At 61.5% G+C, this 18,974-nt stretch carries 17 protein-coding genes; 14 read left to right on the plus strand and 3 right to left on the minus strand.

The features are described from left to right. The first annotated feature begins 30 nt into the window (after positions 1–30). Complete coding sequence (locus AB3Y40_RS08540; protein WP_369438366.1) at positions 31–1,878, plus strand: peptidyl-prolyl cis-trans isomerase; 1,848 nt, start codon at positions 31–33, stop codon at positions 1,876–1,878. After that, positions 1,879–3,387: an anthranilate synthase component I gene (trpE, locus tag AB3Y40_RS08545; RefSeq protein WP_369438367.1), complete on the plus strand. Its 1,509-nt coding sequence runs from the start codon at positions 1,879–1,881 to the stop codon at positions 3,385–3,387. 27 nt (positions 3,388–3,414) lie between these two features. On the opposite strand, the gene AB3Y40_RS08550 is transcribed toward trpE, so the two are convergent. Then, complete coding sequence (locus tag AB3Y40_RS08550) at positions 3,415–5,277, minus strand: divergent polysaccharide deacetylase family protein (RefSeq protein WP_369438368.1); 1,863 nt, start codon at positions 5,275–5,277, stop codon at positions 3,415–3,417. A gap of 70 nt (positions 5,278–5,347) precedes the next feature. Between AB3Y40_RS08550 and AB3Y40_RS08555 the strand changes: the two genes are divergently transcribed. From AB3Y40_RS08555 to lexA, 7 genes are all read left to right on the plus strand, one after another. Beyond that, a complete protein-coding gene (locus AB3Y40_RS08555; RefSeq protein ID WP_369438369.1) occupies positions 5,348–5,929 on the plus strand; it encodes an anthranilate synthase component II in 582 nt (193 codons plus the stop codon). Beyond that, a complete protein-coding gene (gene trpD, locus AB3Y40_RS08560) occupies positions 5,926–6,942 on the plus strand; it encodes an anthranilate phosphoribosyltransferase (protein ID WP_369438370.1) in 1,017 nt (338 codons plus the stop codon). Before AB3Y40_RS08555 ends, trpD begins: the two co-directional genes overlap by 4 nt. Further along, positions 6,942–7,589 carry a uracil-DNA glycosylase gene (locus AB3Y40_RS08565; protein ID WP_369438371.1) on the plus strand — a complete coding sequence of 216 codons (648 nt, stop codon included), beginning with the start codon at positions 6,942–6,944 and terminating at the stop codon, positions 7,587–7,589. Before trpD ends, AB3Y40_RS08565 begins: the two co-directional genes overlap by 1 nt. Beyond that, the gene (gene trpC, locus AB3Y40_RS08570) at positions 7,586–8,398 is read left to right on the plus strand and encodes an indole-3-glycerol phosphate synthase TrpC (protein ID WP_369438372.1); all 813 of its coding nucleotides are present in this window, start codon (positions 7,586–7,588) and stop codon (positions 8,396–8,398) included. The genes AB3Y40_RS08565 and trpC overlap by 4 nt, the downstream gene beginning before the upstream one ends. Before the next feature lies 1 nt (position 8,399). Beyond that, entirely contained in the window at positions 8,400–8,870 is a 471-nt protein-coding gene (moaC, locus tag AB3Y40_RS08575; protein WP_369438373.1) for a cyclic pyranopterin monophosphate synthase MoaC, read from the plus strand. Beyond that, positions 8,867–10,042, plus strand: a complete 1,176-nt coding sequence (locus AB3Y40_RS08580) for a molybdopterin molybdotransferase MoeA (protein ID WP_369438374.1) — start codon at positions 8,867–8,869, stop codon at positions 10,040–10,042. The genes moaC and AB3Y40_RS08580 overlap by 4 nt, the downstream gene beginning before the upstream one ends. A 78-nt stretch (positions 10,043–10,120) precedes the next feature. Further along, positions 10,121–10,807, plus strand: a complete 687-nt coding sequence (gene lexA / locus AB3Y40_RS08585; RefSeq protein ID WP_369438375.1) for a transcriptional repressor LexA — start codon at positions 10,121–10,123, stop codon at positions 10,805–10,807. Here the strand turns inward: lexA and AB3Y40_RS08590 are convergent. Continuing rightward, positions 10,801–12,933: a ComEC/Rec2 family competence protein gene (locus tag AB3Y40_RS08590; protein WP_369438376.1), complete on the minus strand. Its 2,133-nt coding sequence runs from the start codon at positions 12,931–12,933 to the stop codon at positions 10,801–10,803. The genes lexA and AB3Y40_RS08590 overlap by 7 nt on opposite strands. 75 nt (positions 12,934–13,008) lie before the next feature. Between AB3Y40_RS08590 and gltX the strand changes: the two genes are divergently transcribed. The 5 genes from gltX (at position 13,009) to AB3Y40_RS08615 (ending at position 18,149) form a co-directional block, all read left to right on the plus strand. Then, entirely contained in the window at positions 13,009–14,403 is a 1,395-nt protein-coding gene (gltX, locus tag AB3Y40_RS08595; RefSeq protein ID WP_369438377.1) for a glutamate--tRNA ligase, read from the plus strand. Positions 14,404–14,494: 91 nt separating this feature from the next. Then, complete coding sequence (gene gltA / locus AB3Y40_RS08600) at positions 14,495–15,790, plus strand: citrate synthase (RefSeq protein ID WP_369438378.1); 1,296 nt, start codon at positions 14,495–14,497, stop codon at positions 15,788–15,790. Positions 15,791–15,823: 33 nt separating this feature from the next. Continuing rightward, a complete protein-coding gene (locus AB3Y40_RS08605) occupies positions 15,824–16,315 on the plus strand; it encodes a GNAT family N-acetyltransferase (protein WP_369438379.1) in 492 nt (163 codons plus the stop codon). 134 nt (positions 16,316–16,449) lie between these two features. After that, positions 16,450–17,415, plus strand: coding sequence for a VCBS domain-containing protein (locus tag AB3Y40_RS08610; RefSeq protein WP_369438380.1), 966 nt, complete (start codon positions 16,450–16,452; stop codon positions 17,413–17,415). 206 nt (positions 17,416–17,621) lie between these two features. Further along, positions 17,622–18,149, plus strand: coding sequence for a DUF2087 domain-containing protein (locus tag AB3Y40_RS08615; RefSeq protein ID WP_369438381.1), 528 nt, complete (start codon positions 17,622–17,624; stop codon positions 18,147–18,149). A 3-nt stretch (positions 18,150–18,152) separates the two neighbouring features. Here the strand turns inward: AB3Y40_RS08615 and AB3Y40_RS08620 are convergent, their stop codons facing one another. After that, positions 18,153–18,929 carry an enoyl-CoA hydratase-related protein gene (locus tag AB3Y40_RS08620; RefSeq protein WP_369438382.1) on the minus strand — a complete coding sequence of 259 codons (777 nt, stop codon included), beginning with the start codon at positions 18,927–18,929 and terminating at the stop codon, positions 18,153–18,155. Positions 18,930–18,974 lie beyond the last annotated feature (45 nt).

Here is an 18,974-nt window from a genome sequence, read left to right on the forward strand (position 1 = left end):
CCGCCGATCTGCGTGGAAAAGGAACGACCTATGGCTGCGAAAAAAGGCAGAAACCCCTTTGTCTGGATCATCATGATCCTGCTCTTTGTCGGCCTGTTGGGCTTTGGCACGGGCGGTCTGGGTGGCAATATCCGCAGCCTTGGCACCGTGGGCGAAAAGGATGTCGCCATTGCCGCCTATCAGAACGGTTTGAACCAGCAATTGCGGGCGTTCGAGGCGCAGGCTGGCCGTCGCGTGACCTTTCAAGAGGCGCGCGAACTGGGCCTTGATCGCGCTGTGTTGCAACAGTTGATTGCAGAGCGGACGCTGGACAATGAAGCCGCGCAATTGGGCATTTCGGTGGGCGACGAACGGGTCCGCGAAGAGGTGCTGCGTGTGCCCGCCTTCCGCGACCTGTCGGGCGAATTTGACCGCGAAGCCTATCGCTTGACGCTGGAACGCTCTGGCCTGTCAGAGGCGGATTTTGAAGCCTCGATCCGCGACGAGGTGGCCCGCACGCTGTTGCAGGGCGCTGTGGTGGGCGGTGCGCCCACGCCCGACGCATTTGCCGAGGCGGTTGTGCAATTCGCATCAGAGACCCGCGACATCAGTTTTGCACCGGTCACGGCCAGCATGCTGACCGCGCCGCTGCCGGGGGCAACAGAGGCTGACCTACAGGCCTTCTACGATGCCAACCCCGACCTTTTCACCGCACCAGAGCAGCGCGCGATCAGCTATGCCTGGATCACGCCAGAAATGGTGCAGGACGACATCACCGTGGACGAATCTGAGATCCGGGCGCTCTATGAAGAGCGTCAGGCCGATTTCATCCGGCCCGAGCGGCGACTGGTCGAACGGCTGGTTTTTGCCGGAGAGACACCTGCAAATGACGCCAAATCAGCCCTCGACGCGGGCGAGACCGATTTTGACACGCTGGTCGCAGACCGCGGGCTTGACCTGTCGGACGTGGATATGGGCGATGTGGCACAAGGTGATCTGGGTGCGGCTGGCGATGCGGTTTTTGCCGCAGACGCAGGTGACGTTGTAGGGCCGTTCAACACCTCGCTTGGCCCGGCATTGTTCCGCATGAACGCGGTTCTGGCCGCCGAAAACATCAGCTTTGAAGAAGCGCGGCCCGATCTGAACGCAGAGCTTTCGGCACAACGCGCGATCCGCCAGATTGACGCCGCATCCGAAGGCATCAACGACCTGATGGCGGGCGGTGCAACGCTGGAGGATCTGGCCGAGCGCACGATCTTGACCATGGGCACAATCAGCTGGACCGCTGACACACAAGATGGGATCGCGGCCTATGAGGCGTTTCGCAACGCGGCCGCCACCGCCGAAGAAGGCGCGTTCCCGGAACTGATCCCGCTGGCCGATGGTGGCGTCTTTGCGCTGCGGCTGGACGGGATCACACCGCCTGCTGTGCGCCCCTTTGCCGAGGTGCGGCAGGAAGTGGATGCTGCTTGGCAGGTGCAATCGACCCATGACGCGGTTTTGGCAGAAGCACAAAACCTTGCAGATCAGATCAGCCCGCTGACCGGGTTCGAGACCCTTGGCCTGACGCCGACAACCGCAGAGAAGGTCACCCGCACGACCTTTGTCGAAGGCACACCGCCGGGCTTTGGCGAGGTATTGGCCGAGATGGAAGTGGGCGATGTCGAGGTGATTGACAATGGTGCGGCAGCCGGTGCGCTGATCGTGCGGCTGGACGCGACTGCACCGCCTGATCCGGCGGATCCGCAAGTCGCAGCCCAGTTGGAACAGGCCGGTGCGCAGGCCGCCCAAGGTATCGCGCAAGATATCTTTGAGGCCTACAACACCGCCGTGCAGACCCGCACTGATGTTTCGATCAACCAATCGGCACTGGATGCGGTCAACGCACAGCTGCAATAGATGTCACTGCTACCTGATATGACCGCCTTTGCGCGGGGTTACGACGCGGGCCACAATCAGGTGGTCTATACCCGCGTAGCCGCTGATCTGGACACTCCGGTGTCTCTGATGCTGAAGCTGGGTGATGCCGGGCTGAACACCTTCATGCTGGAATCCGTGACCGGTGGCGAGGTGCGCGGGCGCTATTCGATCATCGGCATGAACCCCGATCTGATCTGGGAGTGTCGCGGCACCACCAGCCGCACGAACCGCAACGCCCGCTATGATGCGGATGCCTGGGTCGAAAGCACAGAGCCGCCACTGGCCGCCCTGCGCGCGCTGATCGCCGAAAGCCGGATTGATCTGCCCGCTGATCTGCCCGGAGCGGCAGCCGGGTTATATGGCTATCTGGGCTATGATATGATCCGGCTGGTCGAGCATTTGCCGGATGTGAACCCCGACCCTTTGGGCCTGCCTGATGCGATGATGCTGCGGCCCTCGGTTGTGGCGGTTCTGGATGGGGTCAAGGGTGATGTGATCCTTGTGGCCCCGGCCTGGGCAGGTGGCGATCTGTCAGCCAAGGCCGCTTATGCGCAAGCCGCAGAGCGGGTGATGGACGCCGAACGCGCCTTGACCCGCGCACTGGCCGAGCCGCGCACGCTGGCCGACCCCGCGCCGGTAGCCCCACCACAGTCGAACTTTACCCATCAGGGTTATCTGGATGCGGTCGAGACGGCCAAGGATTACATCAAGGCCGGTGACATCTTTCAGGTGGTCCCCAGCCAGCGCTGGACGCAAGATTTTCGCGAACCGCCTTTTGCGCTTTATCGCAGCTTGCGGCGCACGAACCCGTCGCCCTTTATGTTCTATTTCAACTTCGGCGGCTTTCAGGTGATTGGGGCCAGCCCGGAAATCCTTGTGCGGGTGTTCGACAAAGAGGTGACGATCCGCCCCATTGCCGGCACACGCCCGCGCGGTGCCACCCCGGCAGAGGATGCCGCCAACGAGGCAGACCTTCTGGCGGACAAAAAGGAACTGGCCGAGCATTTGATGCTGCTGGATCTGGGGCGCAATGACACGGCCAAGGTGACCAAGGTCGGGACCATGCGACCGACCGAAAAATTCATCATCGAGCGCTACAGTCATGTGATGCACATCGTGTCCAACGTGGTGGGCGAGTTGGCCGACGATCAGGACGCGCTATCTGCGTTTTTCGCAGGCATGCCAGCAGGCACCGTTTCCGGCGCGCCCAAGGTGCGCGCGATGGAGATCATTGACGAGCTGGAGCCCGAAAAGCGCGGCGTCTATGGCGGCGGCTGCGGCTATTTTTCGGCCAACGGGGATATGGACATGTGCATCGCGCTGCGGACTGCCGTGGTACAGGATCAAAAGCTTTATATTCAGGCAGGCGGCGGCGTGGTCTATGACAGCGACCCCGAAGCGGAGTATCAGGAAACGGTTCACAAATCGAATGCCATCCGCAAGGCCGCGGCGGATGCCGCGATGTTCACCGGACGCGGCAACAGCTAAGCGGGTGTCGGCCGGGCTTTGGCCCCGCTAATTCGGATCTTCTTGCATCAGGGCCGAGACTGGTGCCATGGCCACCTGCCCCGCACGGTTGGCGGTGCCCCAGAGGATCAGCGCCGACAGAGTATCGGCTCGCATCCGGCCCAGCACCACCACGCCGCTGTTCTGGCGTGCGCGAAACGCCGCCTGATCGAGAAACCTGCGGATCACGCGGGCGTCTTGGCCGTCACCATCCAGATCGCGGAACACTTCAACCGCAGGCACACCGGCGGCGTCTGCCGCCCGCAACCCACTGTTCAGGCCGCTGGACAGGCTGATGAAGCCGCGCCCTTCTGCGGCCAGCGCCGCCAGCATCTGGCCTGTGGCCGTGCGGTTGGCAGCGCCGGTGTTGGCCAGCGCAATCGTTTCCGGCAGCGTCCCAAAGCTGGCCTCGAGTGCGACCTCAACATCCGCAGGCTGCGCGCCTTGCGGCAGGGACAGCGCGACACCCAGTTCGATGCCGTTGGCGCGGTAGGCGGCCATCCGCTCTGCCGCGCCGGGCAATGCGGGATCAATCAGGACAGTGACGGAAAACGGCACCTCTGACAGGGCACGCAGGGCTTCGGCAAAGTTGGGATCATCCAGCAGGATCAGCGCCATCAACGGCTTGTCATCGGGGTTCTCAAAGGTGGCGGCATAGCGTTGCAGCGCCGGGGCATCGTCGGGGATGTCTGGTGGCGCGGGCGCTGGATCTTCTGGGGCCTCTTCGACTGCGGTGCTGCCACCGACGCGGTTGATCTTCACCCCACCCGCACCTTGCGGCAGGCTGTTGGTGGGCGCGTCGATGATGCTGACCACGACGGGGGCATCCTGTGTTGCCGGAGCATCCGGTGCGTCTGTTTTCACCGGACCTTCGGGCGTGGGGGTCGCGGGGGCCTCTGGTGTAGTTTCAACTTCGGCTTCGGGCAGGTCTGGTGCGGAGTCTTCTTCTGGCAGCGCTGTGATGATTTCTGGTGTGGTCACTTCGGGCGTCTCAGTCGGTGCTGCTGGCGCGGCTTCGGCCTCGGGTTGGTTTGCGGGCGCGGCCGGAGCGGTTTCGGCCTGAGGTTGTTCGGCTGGTGCGACCGGGGCGACGTCAGCGGCGGGTTGTGTGGCTGGTGCGGCCACATCGGCCATCGCGACCTCTTGCGGCGCATTCGGTTCCGGCGCGGGCTCTGGTGCCACATCGGCAAGTTCTGCCACATCGGGTTCTTCGACCGGGGTGGCGCGGTCGGGCGATGTATCAATGATCTCTGCCGGGGCGGCCTCTGCCACGGCGGGCGGCGTTTCAACGGGCAGCACCTCTTGCACATCAGGCGTGGGTGCATCGGTGTCAGCAGGTTCCGCATCCACCACTTCGACCGGCGTGGCGGGCGTGGTTTCGATCACCAGATCGCCTTCGTTTGTGGGCACCTGCGGGGCGAGCGATTGCGGGTTGGGAAGCACAGGTTCTTCCGCCTCGGGTGCGATGTCGGGCACGTCAGGCGCATCGGGCAAGGCGAGGGTCACGGCGATATCGGGTGTTTCAGGCAGCGCGAGCGGATCACTGTCTGCGATCGGCGCGGTCACCGATTGCTGGGGCGCTGCCACGCGCGGTGTCGCCGCCACCTCTGTCGGCTCTGTCGCAGCAGTGGATTCGGGCATGGATGGATTGGGCGTTGCCACGGTCGGTGTTTCTGCCACGTCGACCTGTGGCGGCGCAGGCGGGGTGTTGCCCGCAGGCTGCGGTGCCACCAAAGATGCCGACACAACGCCAGCACCGCCCAGCACCAACCCCCAAACCGTTCCGCGAATGACGCCTTTTGCCACGATACCTGCCCTTTGCCCCAATTCACGCACTGCCCCGGCCTTGACGCTTACCTGCCCCTTGGCCATGAATAGCGCAATTATACCGCTTCAATCACCCGAAGCGGTAGCCCCAATTTCGAAACCGGCGGTGGTTTGCATGCTCTTACTGATCGATAACTACGACAGCTTTACCTACAACCTTGTTCACTATCTGGGCGAGTTGGGGACAGAGGTGGTTGTGCGCCGCAATGACGCGCTGGACGTGCAAGAGGCGATGGGCATGAACCCCAGCGCCATTCTGTTGTCGCCGGGGCCCTGTGATCCTGCGCAGGCAGGCATTTGCCTTGCGCTGACCGAAGCCGCCGCCGAGACCAAGACACCCCTGATGGGGGTCTGTCTGGGGCATCAGACGATTGGCGAGGCTTTTGGCGGCAAGGTCGTGCGCTGCCACGAGATCGTGCACGGCAAGTTGGGCCAGATGCGCCACACCGGCAAGGGTCTGTTCCGCGATCTGCCCAGCCCCTTTGCTGCGACGCGTTACCATTCGCTGATTGTGGAACGCGAGAGCCTGCCTGACAGCCTAGAGATCACAGCAGAGCTGGACGATGGCACGATCATGGGGTTGCAGCACAAGACGCTGCCGATCCACGGGGTGCAGTTCCATCCTGAAAGCATATCGTCGGAGCACGGACATAAGTTGCTGCAGAATTTCCTTGATATCGTGCCGGTGGCGGCATGAGCGACGCGATGAAACCACTGATCTTCGCGGCAAGCGAAGGTCCCCTGTCCCGCACACAGGCCGAACTGGCCTTTGGTATTCTGTTTCGCGGTGAAGCGACGCCCGCGCAGGTCGGCGGCTTTTTGATGGCGATGCGGGCGCGGGGCGAATCCGTGGCCGAATATGCCGCTGCTGCCCATGTGATGCGTGAGCACTGCGTGCCGGTGAAGGCCCCGGCAGGCGCAATCGACATCGTAGGCACTGGTGGCGATGGCAAACATACGCTGAATATCTCGACTGCGACGGCGTTTGTTGTCGCGGGCGCAGGCGTGCCGGTGGCCAAACATGGCAACAAGAACCTGTCGTCAAAATCCGGCACCGCGGATGTGCAAGGGGCGATGGGCATCAACGTGATGGTCGGCCCAGAAGTAGTGGAACGCGCGATTGCCGAGGCTGGCATCGGATTCATGATGGCGCCGATGCATCATCCCGCGATGAAGCATGTGGGGCCGGTGCGGGTCGAACTTGGCACAAAGACGATCTTTAACATCTTGGGACCATTGACAAATCCCGCAGGTGTCACCCGCCAGTTGACTGGTGCATTTGCGCCTGATCTGATCTTTCCGATGGCCGAAACCCTGCGCGATCTGGGGTCCGAAAAGGCCTGGTTGGTGCATGGTTCGGACGGCACTGACGAAATCACGATTTGTGGACCTACGGCAGTGGCCGCCCTTGCAGAAGGTCAGATCACGTCGTTGGAGATTCACCCCGAGGACGCAGGGCTGCCTGTGCATCCGTTCAAGGACATTCTGGGTGGCACGCCCGAGGACAATGCCGCCGCCTTCCGCGCCTTGCTGGATGGGGCTGCCGGTGCCTACCGCGACGCGGTGCTGCTGAACGCCGCGGCGGCATTGGTGGTGGCAGACAAGGCGATCAACCTTCGGCAAGGTGTTGAAATGGCTATGGAAAGCATTGATGCAGGCCACGCGAAGACCGCACTTGCCAAGATGGCGAAGATCACGACGGCGGCGTGATGTTTGATCTGTCGCGGCTGGGGGCCTGGGCCGATCTGCCGTTCTTTAGAAACGAATTGCCGGAAATTGCGAAGGCGCTGACTGCAGAGGCCGGACCGATTTTTCCGCCGGTGGACCGCGTGTTTCGTGCGTTGGAACTGTGCCAACCCGACCAGACGCGTGTGATCATTCTGGGTCAGGACCCCTATCATACACCTGGCAAAGCGGACGGGCTGGCCTTCTCAATCCCAGGGGATTTCGGCGGCAGGCTGGACAGCCTTGGAAATATCCTCAAGGAAATTCAAAGTGATACAGGGCAAAGTCGTAGCAAGACAGATCTTGAGGATTGGGCGGCACAGGGTGTGCTGCTTCTGAACACCGCCCTGACTGTGCCGCAGGGTCAGGCCAAGGCCCACGCCAAACTGGGCTGGGACAAGCTGACCCGCGCTGTCATTGCCCATCTGCAGGACGCACCCCGCGCCTATGTGCTGTGGGGTGGCCCGGCACAGCGGTTTGCGCCAGAGGCAGGCCGCAATCTGGTTCTAAAGACCGCGCATCCGTCCCCCCTGTCAGCCTATCGCGGGTTTTTCGGGTCGCGCCCGTTTTCAACCGTCAATCAATGGCTTATTGAGCGGGGGCAAACTCCGATACATTGGGCTGATCCATGACCGCGACGATCCTTGAACACATCAAAGCCTACAAGCTGGAAGAGGTCGCCGCTGCCAAGGCGCAGACCCCGCTGGCCGCGGTTGAGGCTGCGGCCAAGGACGCCCCGCCCGTGCGCGGCTTTGCGGCAGCGTTGCAAAGCGCGTCGCGCGAGGGGTACGGGTTGATTGCAGAGATCAAAAAGGCGAGCCCGTCCAAAGGATTGATCCGCGAAGATTTTGACCCACCCGCTTTGGCGCAGGCATATGCCGCAGGTGGGGCGACGTGCCTGTCAGTGCTGACCGATGGGCCATCTTTTCAGGGCGACAACAGCTTTCTGACAGCTGCCCGCGCAGCGTGTGATTTGCCCGCGCTGCGTAAGGATTTCATGTACGACCCCTATCAGGTGGCTGAGGCGCGGGCGCTGCATGCGGACTGCATTTTGATCATCATGGCTAGTGTATCAGACGCGCAAGCGGCAGAGCTTGAGGATGCAGCGATCAGCTGGGGCATGGATGTGCTGCTGGAAGTGCATGATGCGGCAGAGCTGGAGCGGGCCTGCCACCTCAAAAGCCCCTTGATGGGGATCAACAACCGCAATCTGCACACCTTTGAGACCACGCTTGATACCACGCGGACCCTGTCAAAACAGGTGCCGCACGACCGGATGATCGTTTGTGAAAGCGGGCTGAACACGCCTGCGGAATTGGCCGATATGGCGCGCTATGGCGCGCGGACCTTTCTGATTGGCGAAAGCCTGATGCGGCAGGCTGATGTGGCCGGTGCCACGCGCACATTGCTTGCCAATCCGCTGACTGGCGGGGGTCTATAAGATGCCGCTGAGCCATTTCGACGACAGCGGCAGGGCGCATATGGTCGATGTCTCGGACAAGGCCGTCACCGCGCGGATCGCAGTGGCCGAGGGGCATATCACCATGACGCCCGCCACGTTGGCGCTGATCAAGGACGGCACGGCGGCCAAGGGTGATGTGCTGGGCACCGCACGTCTGGCGGGCATCATGGCCGCCAAGAAAACCGCAGAGCTGATCCCGCTGTGCCATCCGCTGCCGATCAGCAAGGTCAGCGTTGATCTGGTGCCTGATGATGCCCTGCCCGGTGTGCGGATTAGCGCGACCGTGAAGACCACAGGTCAGACCGGTGTTGAGATGGAGGCGCTGACAGCAGTCTCGGTCGCCGCACTGACGGTGCATGACATGGTCAAGGCGGTGCAAAAGGACATGGTCATCGGCGGTGTGCGGGTGGTGCTGAAAGACGGCGGCAAATCAGGCCGGTTCGAGGCATGATCTCAACCAGCCAGGCGCTGGATGCGCTTTTTGCGCTGGCCCGGCCGTTGGATGTGGAAACCGTGCCATTGGGGTTGGCTGCCGGTCGCTATATGCCGCAGGCGGTTCATGCGACGCGCACCCAACCGCCCTTTGCCGCCTCTGCCATGGACGGTTATGCGGTGCCAGATGCAGAGGTTACATCGGGCCAAAGCTTAGACGTGATTGGTGAATCTGCTGCCGGGCATGGGTTTGCGAGCCGCGTCGGTCCGGGTCAAGCGGTGCGAATTTTTACCGGCGCGCCGATGCCCGAAGGCACGCAGCGGGTGATTATTCAAGAGGATGTGACGCGCGCAGGTGATGTGATTACCGTCCAGCCAGAGCATGACACCAAGCTTTATGTTCGCCCCGCCGGTGCCGATTTCGCCAAGGGCGATGCCTTGTCCCCGCGCCTGCTGACCCCATCGGACATTGCCCTGCTGGCGGCGATGAATATCGCGCAGCTCGACGTGACCCGCAAACCGCAGGTGGCGATCATCGCCACGGGGGATGAACTGGTGCAACCCGGTGAAGTGCCGGGGCCGGATCAGATCATCGCCTCGAATTCCCATGGATTGGCCGCATTGATCGCGCAGCATGGTGGCGCGCCGCGCCTGTTGCCCATCGCCCGCGACACGGATGCGGCGCTGAACCTTGCCTTTGATCTGGCAAAGGGAGCTGATCTGGTGATCACGATCGGGGGTGCCTCTGTCGGTGATCATGATCTGGTCGGTGGTGTGGCCGCGGCGCGCGGGATGGAACGTGCGTTCTACAAGATCGCGATGCGGCCCGGTAAGCCGCTGATGGCCGGACGTCTGGATGGTGCGATGATGATCGGCCTGCCCGGAAACCCGGTCTCTGCCATGGTGTGCGGCCATATCTTTGTATTGCCGGTCTTGCGCGCAATGCTTGGGATGCCCGCGCAGGCTGCCCCGCGCCGCCGCCTGCCGCTGGCGAACGCCCTGCCCGGCAACGGCCCGCGCGAACACTATATGCGCGCGCAGGTGGCAGATGGCACTGTCACCGTGTTCGAACGTCAGGACAGCGCGCTTCTGACGGTGCTGGCCGCGGCCAATGCGCTCGCCGTGCGCCCGCCGAATGACGGTGCGCGCCTGCCCGGTGATTTGCTAGAGATTATCGACCTGACACACTGATTGTTGACACAAAACGGGAACATGCGTAGAACATACGCAAAACGTGCCGCCACACGTGACCTGAATTGTGAGGCTTTGATGCTGACGAAAAAACAACTCGATCTGTTGGAATTCATCCACAAGCGCGTGCAACGCGATGGTGTCCCGCCCAGTTTTGACGAAATGAAAGAGGCGTTGGACCTGCGGTCCAAATCGGGCATTCACCGCCTGATCACCGCATTGGAAGAGCGCGGCTTTATCCGGCGTCTGGCGCATCGTGCGCGTGCGCTGGAAATTGTGAAGCTACCCGATGCGATGGCGGACAAGCCGGGCTTCGCCCCGCGTGTGATTGACGGCGACCGGCCGGACAGCATTCCACCGAAGTCACAGGCGGTCACTGCCGCCGCGATTGAGATCAACGTGATGGGCCGGATTGCTGCCGGTGTGCCGATTGCTGCCATTTCAGAGGTGTCGCATTCGGTGGCCGTCCCGCAGTCGATGCTGGGCAAGGGCGAGCATTACGCGCTTGAGGTGAAGGGCGATTCAATGATCGACGCAGGCATCAATGATGGTGATGTCGTCGTGATCCGCGAGACCGCGACAGCAGACGACGGTGATATCGTCGTGGCCCTGGTCGAGGATCAGGAGGCGACGCTGAAACGTCTGCGTCGCAAGGGGAGCACAATCGCGCTTGAAGCGGCGAACCCCGCATATGAAACCCGCATCTTCAATGATGATCAGGTCAAGGTACAGGGCCGGTTGGTGGGCTTGATCCGCACCTACTGACCCAACGCAATGCGCGACAAAGGGGCCGCAGTTTGCGGTCCTTTTGCGATTGCAGCGTTCAGATCAGGGACGCCACCCCGCGCCGCATGGGCATTCCAGGGCCGTGTGCCGGTGACGTCCCGTGCTGTGGTCAGCACCAGCGCACCCTCTGCATCAAGCGAGGCCGCAATCGCCCCGTGTTGCCGCAATTGCCGGGCGTCGAGCACCAGACAGGGCCGGTCTGTCACCTCGGACTGATTGCTGATCAGAATGTCGGCGCCACCACAACCCTGCAATTCAGCAAGGGCGGTCTTGCCCGAGACCTGCAGCACCTCCCAATCCCCAAGCGCGGCACGCACCACCCTGCCCTGCACATCGAGCCCCGGACGGCTTGCGGCGTTCGCCTGATCCACCGGTTGCCCATCATTCTCCAGCCAAATGCCGGCGACAAAGCCCGATCCCTTGCCGCGCGACAGGGCACGGCCTTGCGGGGTCATCATTCCGATTAATGCGCCATTGTCGGCGATCAACAATTGCGGGCGTTGGGTCTGGGTCCAAAGCAGCAGCGCGAGGCCGGCCACCACCGATCCGGCCCAGCGGGCGCGGCCGTGCCACAGCACCGACCACAGCAGGCCCAATGTCAGAATGCCCAGCACATAGCCCGCCGGGGACGGCACATGGCTGAGCGCGCCGTCTTGTGCCGCGACCGTGCGGGCGACCCAGAGGATCCAGCGCAAGCCAAGCTCCATCAGCCACAGGCCGATGCCCCAAAGGCCGAATGGTGCCAGACAGACCGCCAGCACGGCGGCGGGCATCACCAGCGTGCCCATGAGCGGCACGCTGAGCAGGTTTGCGATCAGCCCGTAGTGCGCGATCTGGTTGAAATGTGCAGCGGCGATCGGGGCCGTTGCGAGGCCTGCCACAAAGGAAGAGATCACGACTGACAACACCGGGCGCGTCCACTTGGGCAGGCGCTGCAGGTCCAGATGGCGCATTTGCCCGAATACCACCACAAGCGCCGTGGTCGCGGCAAAGGACATCTGGAATCCTGGGCCCAGCAACGCCTCTGGGTGCAGGACAAGGACGAGGATCGCGGCCATCGCCACGGCGCGCAATGTCAGCGCACGTCGATCCAGCAGGATGGCCACGAACATCACAGAGACCATGATATAGGCACGCTCGGTCGCGACATTGCCGCCCGACAGCGCAAGGTAGAATGCCCCAACGATCAGCGCGCAGACGGCGGCGATTTTCTTGACCGGCCAGCGCAGGGCCGCGCGCGGCCAAAGGGCCAGCCCGTACCGCAGGGCCGCAAAGACAAAGCCCGTCAAAAGGCCCATGTGCAGCCCCGAAATCGCCAGCAGATGGGCAAGGTTTGACGCGCGCAGGTCTTGCAGCGTGCTCTGCCCCATCGCAGAGCGGTCGCCGGTCATGATGGCCGCCGCGAAGGCCCCGGTTTCACCGGGCATGGCCTGCTGCACGGCTGTCGAAATCGCCATGCGTTTGGCAAAGATCCAGTGACGCCAACTGCCGGGGCTGACGGGGGCCGCCCGCAGCACCGGGTTGCGGGTATAGCCGACAGCGCCCAGACCGTCGAAATAGGCATGGCGCTGAAAGTCGAACCCACCCGGTTCTGCCGGGCCTGATGGCGGTGACAGATGGCCAGTGGTCATCAGAACCTCGCCCGGCTGATACTGTGTGAGCGGCTGATCGCCGTGCACGGAAATGCGCACCCGGGTGGGCATCCTGTCGGGCGCGATGCGGTCCAGTCGGACCTGATCGAGTGTCAGGCGTGGTGCGTCGCTTGCAGAGCGGTCGATATTGACCACGCGCCCCTCGATCGGGCCATAGTAGCGGAACGTCAGGATGGGCGCGTCCACCGCGACAGCCTGCCACTTGGCAAGCATCGCACCGCAAAGCACCAGCGCCAGACCGATGGCAAGCGGCTGTGCTGCGTATGGGATCAACCGCGCCAGCAGCAAAGCCCCACAGGCGGCCCCGGCGACCCATGCCCAGACCACCAGTTCCGGTTCCACCCGCAGGCTGAAGTAACCCGCGATCCCGATCCCCAGACAGACCGGCACCCACCCAATCAGGTTTCCCCGCTGGGCCAGTGCCGCATCGACCATCTGTGTCAGGAGCTGCACTTGTCACCGCCCTTTCAAAGGCTTATCCCGCGCTGCAAGACTGCCCCATTTTCGGTAAACCAAAGGTTAACGCCCATGTCCGTTGTCACCCGTTTCGCGCCTTCCCCGACCGGGGCTTTGCACATTGGCGGCGCTCGCACGGCCTTGTTTAATTGGCTTTATGCCCGTGGCCGGGGTGGCAAGTTCCTGTTGCGGATCGAGGATACCGACAAGGCGCGGTCAACGGAGGAAAACCGGCAGGCCATTCTGGACGGGTTGACATGGTTGGGGCTGGATTGGGACGGAGAGCCGATCAGCCAGGCCGCACGCGCGGACCGGCACGTCGAAGTGGCACAGCAAATGCTGGCGAGCGGCACCGCCTACAAGTGCTATTCCACGCCCGAAGAGATTGAAGCGTTTCGCGAAAAGGCGCGCGCCGAAAAGACATCAACTCTGTTTCGGTCGCCCTGGCGCGATGTGCCCGCAGATCAGCACCCCGATGCGCCCTTTGTCGTGCGCGTCAAAGCACCGCGCGAAGGACAGACCACTTTGCATGACGAGGTGCAGGGCGATGTGACATGGCAGAATGAGCAGCTTGACGACATGGTCCTGCTCCGCTCTGACGGGTCGCCGGTCTATATGCTGGCGGTGGTTGTTGATGATCACGATATGGGCGTGACCCATGTGATCCGCGGCGACGACCATCTGGCCAATGCGTTTCGGCAGAACATGATCTATGCCGCGATGGGTTGGACCGCACCGGTGCTGGCGCATGTGCCGCTGATCTTTGGGCCGGATGGCAAGAAACTGTCAAAGCGTCATGGTGCGACGGGGGCGGCGGAATATCAGGCGCTTGGGTATCCGGCTGCCGGGATGCGCAACTATCTGACCCGATTGGGGTGGAGCCACGGGGATGACGAATTCTTCACGGACGCGCAGGCGCGCGAGTGGTTTAATCTGGACGGGATCGGCAAATCACCGGCGCGCTTTGATTTCAAAAAACTGGATAATATCTGCGGCCAGCATATCGCGGCGGCTGACGATGCTGCGCTGCTGCATGAAGTGCAGGGTTTTCTGGCCGCGACCGGTGCGGAAATGCTGACGGAAACGCAGTCGGACGGATTTTTGAAAGCGATGTACTGCCTTAAAGAACGTGCGAAGACGCTGCCGGAACTTATTGAAAAGGCACACTTTGTCCTGACATCTCGCCCGATCACACCAGATGAGAAAGCGGCAAAACAGCTGGATTCGGTATCCCGTGGTATACTCTCAGAATTGACGCCGCACCTGCAAAGTGATAGCTGGTCACGCAGCACGCTGGAGGAAGCCGTTTCCGATGTGGCCACGCGCCACGACAAGAAATTGGGACAGCTTGCCGGGCCGCTTCGTGCAGCTTTGGCAGGTCGCGCGGTTTCCCCCAGTGTTTTCGACATGATGCTGGTCCTCGGGCGTGAGGAAACACTCGCCCGGCTTCAGGATGCATCGGCCTGAAACCTTTTCGTTACGCTTTTATGGTGAACGATGGGCGGATTGCACGACACTAACGCCCGGCACACACCCGGCGCTGACATGGGGAAGATACATGGCCGATACCACAAAGACCGCGACACTGACCGTAGATGGAAAATCTTACGAATTGCCTGTCCATACGCCGACGTCTGGCCCGGACGTCATCGACATTCGCAAGCTGTACGGTCAGGCGGGCGTGTTCACCTATGACCCCGGCTTTACTTCGACCGCGTCGACCGACAGCACGATTACGTTCATTGATGGCGACAAGGGCGAGCTGTTGCATCGCGGCTATCCCATCGACCAGTTGGCAGGTAAATCGCACTACCTCGAAGTGTGCTATCTGCTGTTATACGGTGAACTCCCTTCTGCCGCGCAGCTTGAGGATTTTGAGTTCCGTGTGACCAATCACACGATGCTGCACGAGCAGATGATGAACTTTTTCCGTGGCTTCCGCCGTGATGCGCACCCGATGGCGATCATGGTCGGCGTTGTGGGTGCGATGTCGGCGTTCTATCACGACAGTACCGATATCAATGACCCTTGGCAGCGCGAAGTCGCCTCGATCCGGTTGATTGCCAAGATGCCGACAATTGCCGCGATGGCTTATAAGTACCACATCGGTCAACCGTTCGTGTATCCGCGCAACAACCTGGATTACGCGTCGAACTTTCTGAACATGTGTTTCAGCGTGCCCGCTGACGACTACAACGTCAGCCCTATTCTGGCCCGCGCGATGGACCGGATTTTCACGCTGCATGCGGATCATGAGCAGAACGCCTCGACCTCGACCGTGCGTTTGGCATCGTCGTCTGGCGCCAACCCGTTCGCCTGTATCGCCGCAGGCATCGCCTGTCTGTGGGGACCAGCGCATGGCGGCGCAAACCAGGCCTGTCTGGAAATGCTGCGCGAGATCGGCACAGTGGACCGCATCCCCGAATTCATCGCCCGTGCCAAGGACAAGAATGACCCGTTCCGCCTGATGGGCTTTGGGCATCGCGTCTATAAGAACTTTGACCCGCGCGCGACGGTGATGAAGGAAAGTGCCGATGAGGTGCTGGACCTTCTGGGTGTCGAAAACAACCCGACCCTGCAGGTCGCCAAGGAACTTGAAAAGCAGGCGCTGGCCGATCCGTATTTCTCCGAGAAGAAACTGTTCCCGAATGTGGATTTCTATTCCGGTATCATTCTGGAAGCGATGGGTTTCCCCACCTCGATGTTCACACCGATCTTTGCGCTGTCGCGCACGGTGGGCTGGATTTCCCAGTGGAAAGAGCAGCTTGACGATCCACAGCTCAAGATTGGGCGGCCCCGGCAGCTGTATCTGGGCAGCACAGCGCGCGACTATGTCGACATCGAAAACCGCTAAGTTTCAGGGCCGCCATAGCGCGGCCCTTTTGCTATGCTGACGACTAAGCGGCTGATCCTGCGGGCAGCGCGGCCCGATGATCTGGACGATCTGCACGCGATTTACAGTGATCCGCGCGCAATGCGCTATTGGTCCACGCCACCGCATCCCGATCGCGCGACTACGCAGGGCAATCTGGACCGGCTGATCGCCAGTGCAGCACGGCGGCTGGTCTATTTCGTGTTCGAAAAAGATGGCCACGCGATCGGTGTCGGCGGGATGCACAAGGACTATGAAATCGGGTTCCTATTGCATCCCGATTACTGGCGGCAAGGGTTCGCGCGCGAGGCGATGCAGACGATCATCCCACATCTTTTCAAAGTGACCGATGCCCCTGCCCTGACCGCTGACGCAGACCCGCTGAACACAGCCTCTGTCGGATTGCTGCGAAGTCTTGGCTTTGACGAAACGCACAGGGCCAAGAATACGTTCTGCATTGAGGGTGTTTGGTCTGACAGCGTGTATTTCCGACGGAAACGTGGCTAATTCGCCCGTTTTTGCCAGACAGTTCATTCTTTTAGAACAAAGCCACAGTATCGTGCTGACAATGTCCGGGTTGAGCCTCAGTGAGGCCGCGTGTGGCACCCAAAACCTCGTCAGCAAAAACTGGAGATACACACATGGCAAGCTCATCCTTCATCATCTATGGCGATGTCAACGTCGCGGTGACCATCACCGAAAATATGGATGGCACACTGACTTTCACGACCTCCGTCATCACTCAAGGCGAAAATGCGACGGGTTTGATCGGCGACATTAACGCGCTGTTTTTTGACGTGGCCGACAATATCGACGTCAGTCTTCTGGAAACCTCGGACGGCACCGATCTGGGGTCCACCGGGCTGGACACTGTCCTTTTGGAGGATGCGTTCAAAGAGGAAAGCATCACCAAGGTTGACAGCTTTACCAACATGAACGGCGAAGTGATCAAGGAAGCGGGCAAATTTGACGGTGGCGTGCAGTTTGGAACCCAAGGCATTGGGACAGACGACTATCAGTCCGTCTCGTTTACCTTGTCCACATCTGACGGCTCTGCGCTAAGCCTTGCTGACTTCAGTATGCAGGATTTTGGTGTGCGCCTGACATCTGTTGGTGTTGAAGGTGGCAGCCGTGACGGATCGTTGAAACTGGGCACCACAGCACCGTTGTTCCCCGTGGATCCACCAGTCGAGCCGGGGTGCGACGATATCTACATCACCACCGAGGCTGATTTTTCGGCCCCGATCCTTCCCGGTTTTCCGCCTCTTCCCGGAGATCAGATCGTTGATCCCGACACGCAAGACGCGTTCTTTAGTCTTCTTTACAACAATGAAGTGGGCAGCAGCGTCACGTCAGTGGGCGGCGATGCTAGCAACGTTGGTCAGGTCATCACCGGCAGCAATGGCGGCACGATTGTGATCTATGCGGATGGCACATTTGACTTTTCTGCATTGAACACCTCTTTCGAAAACGACTTTGCCCATCTCAACGACAACGATGTCGAAACGACCACTTTCGTTTACGAAGTTGACGGGTTGGAACAGACACTTTGCGTAGAGGTCCATGGCATCACCGACGACGGCGGGCCCGGTGGGCCCAACGGCTGATCTGACGGCCTTTGTGAAAACGCCTTGCTTCGGCAAGGCGTTTTGCGTTAGGCGGTGCGTGGCTGACAGGAAGCCTAGACGCCGCCAGCCCGCAGGGGCCAAGCTAAACCTGTTGCATTGACCTTTCGGACCGTTCAGCCAGTGACGCTGCGGTTGACAAGGGCGGCTCTCGACCCAACACACCGCGTCAGAACTGGAGGAACCCCATGTCACGGTCCCCACTTCCCCTCTTGATCGAGGATGTTTCGGCCTTTACCAGCGCCTTGCGGAAAAGCTGGCCTGCCGACCCACCGGGCCAAGCGCAAGCCCTGACCCTGATTGCCCGCGCCGCAGGCTATCGCAATCACCAACACCTGAAAGCCAATGCCGATGTGCAGGACGCACCGGACAAGGCCGCACAAAAGCGCGTGCAGGATGCGTTGCGCGTGTTTGATGCGGAAGGCATCATGCAGCGCTGGCCCAAGAAAACCAGCGTGCAGCGCCTGTGCCTGATGTGGTTCTGGTCGCGCCTGCCCGCGCGTCGTGACTTGTCAGAGGCTGAGGTCAACACCGTGCTGCAAGCCGGAGAGGCCTTTGGCGACCATGTGCTGCTGCGCCGGTCACTGATTGACGGACGGCTTGTGCAACGGACCAACGATGGGCGCATCTATCGCCGGTTGGAGGCCGCACCCGCCCCCGAAGAACGGCAGTTCATCCGCGCGCTGTCAGAACGGCAGTTGGCAGCGCAGGTCTAACCCCTAGCGCCCCTCGAATTTCGCGGGGCGCTTTTCAAGAAAGGCCACGACCCCTTCCTGAAAGTCGCGGGTCTGGCCGCATTTGCCCTGTAGTTTTGCCTCGAGCGTCAGTTGCCCGGCCATGTCATTGTCAAAGGACGCGCGCATGGCTTCTTTGACGTAGGTGTAGGTTTGGGTGGGACCGGCGGCCAGTTGTGCGGCACGGGCCTGCCAATGGGCAGTGAATTCCTCTGCCGGGGCGGTTTCATAGATCATGCCCCAGTCGGCGGCCTGAATGGCCGTGACCTTATCGGCAAACAACGCCGCCCCCATTGCGCGCGCAAGCCCCACCTGACGCGGCAGGAACCACGTGCCGCCTGCGTCCGGGATCAGCCCGATCCGGGTGAACGCCTGCACGAAATAGGCATCATAAGACGCCATGACCACATCTGCCGCCAGTGCCAGGTTCGCCCCTGCGCCCGCTGCCGGGCCATTGACCGCGCTGATGGTCGGGATTTTGCTGTCGATAATGGCGCGCAGCATCGGCACATATTCGTCCCGCAAGGTGCGTTCCAGATCAAGGCTGGCCGCAGATCCACCATCGCCAAGGTCTTGGCCGGAACAAAACGCCTTGCCCGCGCCGGTGATCACAAGCACCCGCGCCTCAGTCTGGACGGCGTTGACGGCATGGGTGATCTCGGCCCGCATTTGCGTATTCAGCGCGTTCATCACATCGGGCCGGTTCAGCGTCAGCACCGCAACGTCGTTGCGGGTCACAAGCGTGATGGCAGAATATTCCATGGGCGGCGTCCTTTATGCTGTTGCCCACAACTTAGTGAACCAATC

It is taken from the genome of Yoonia sp. R2331, from assembly GCF_041103235.1.
Classification (GTDB): Bacteria; Pseudomonadota; Alphaproteobacteria; order Rhodobacterales; family Rhodobacteraceae; genus CANMYO01.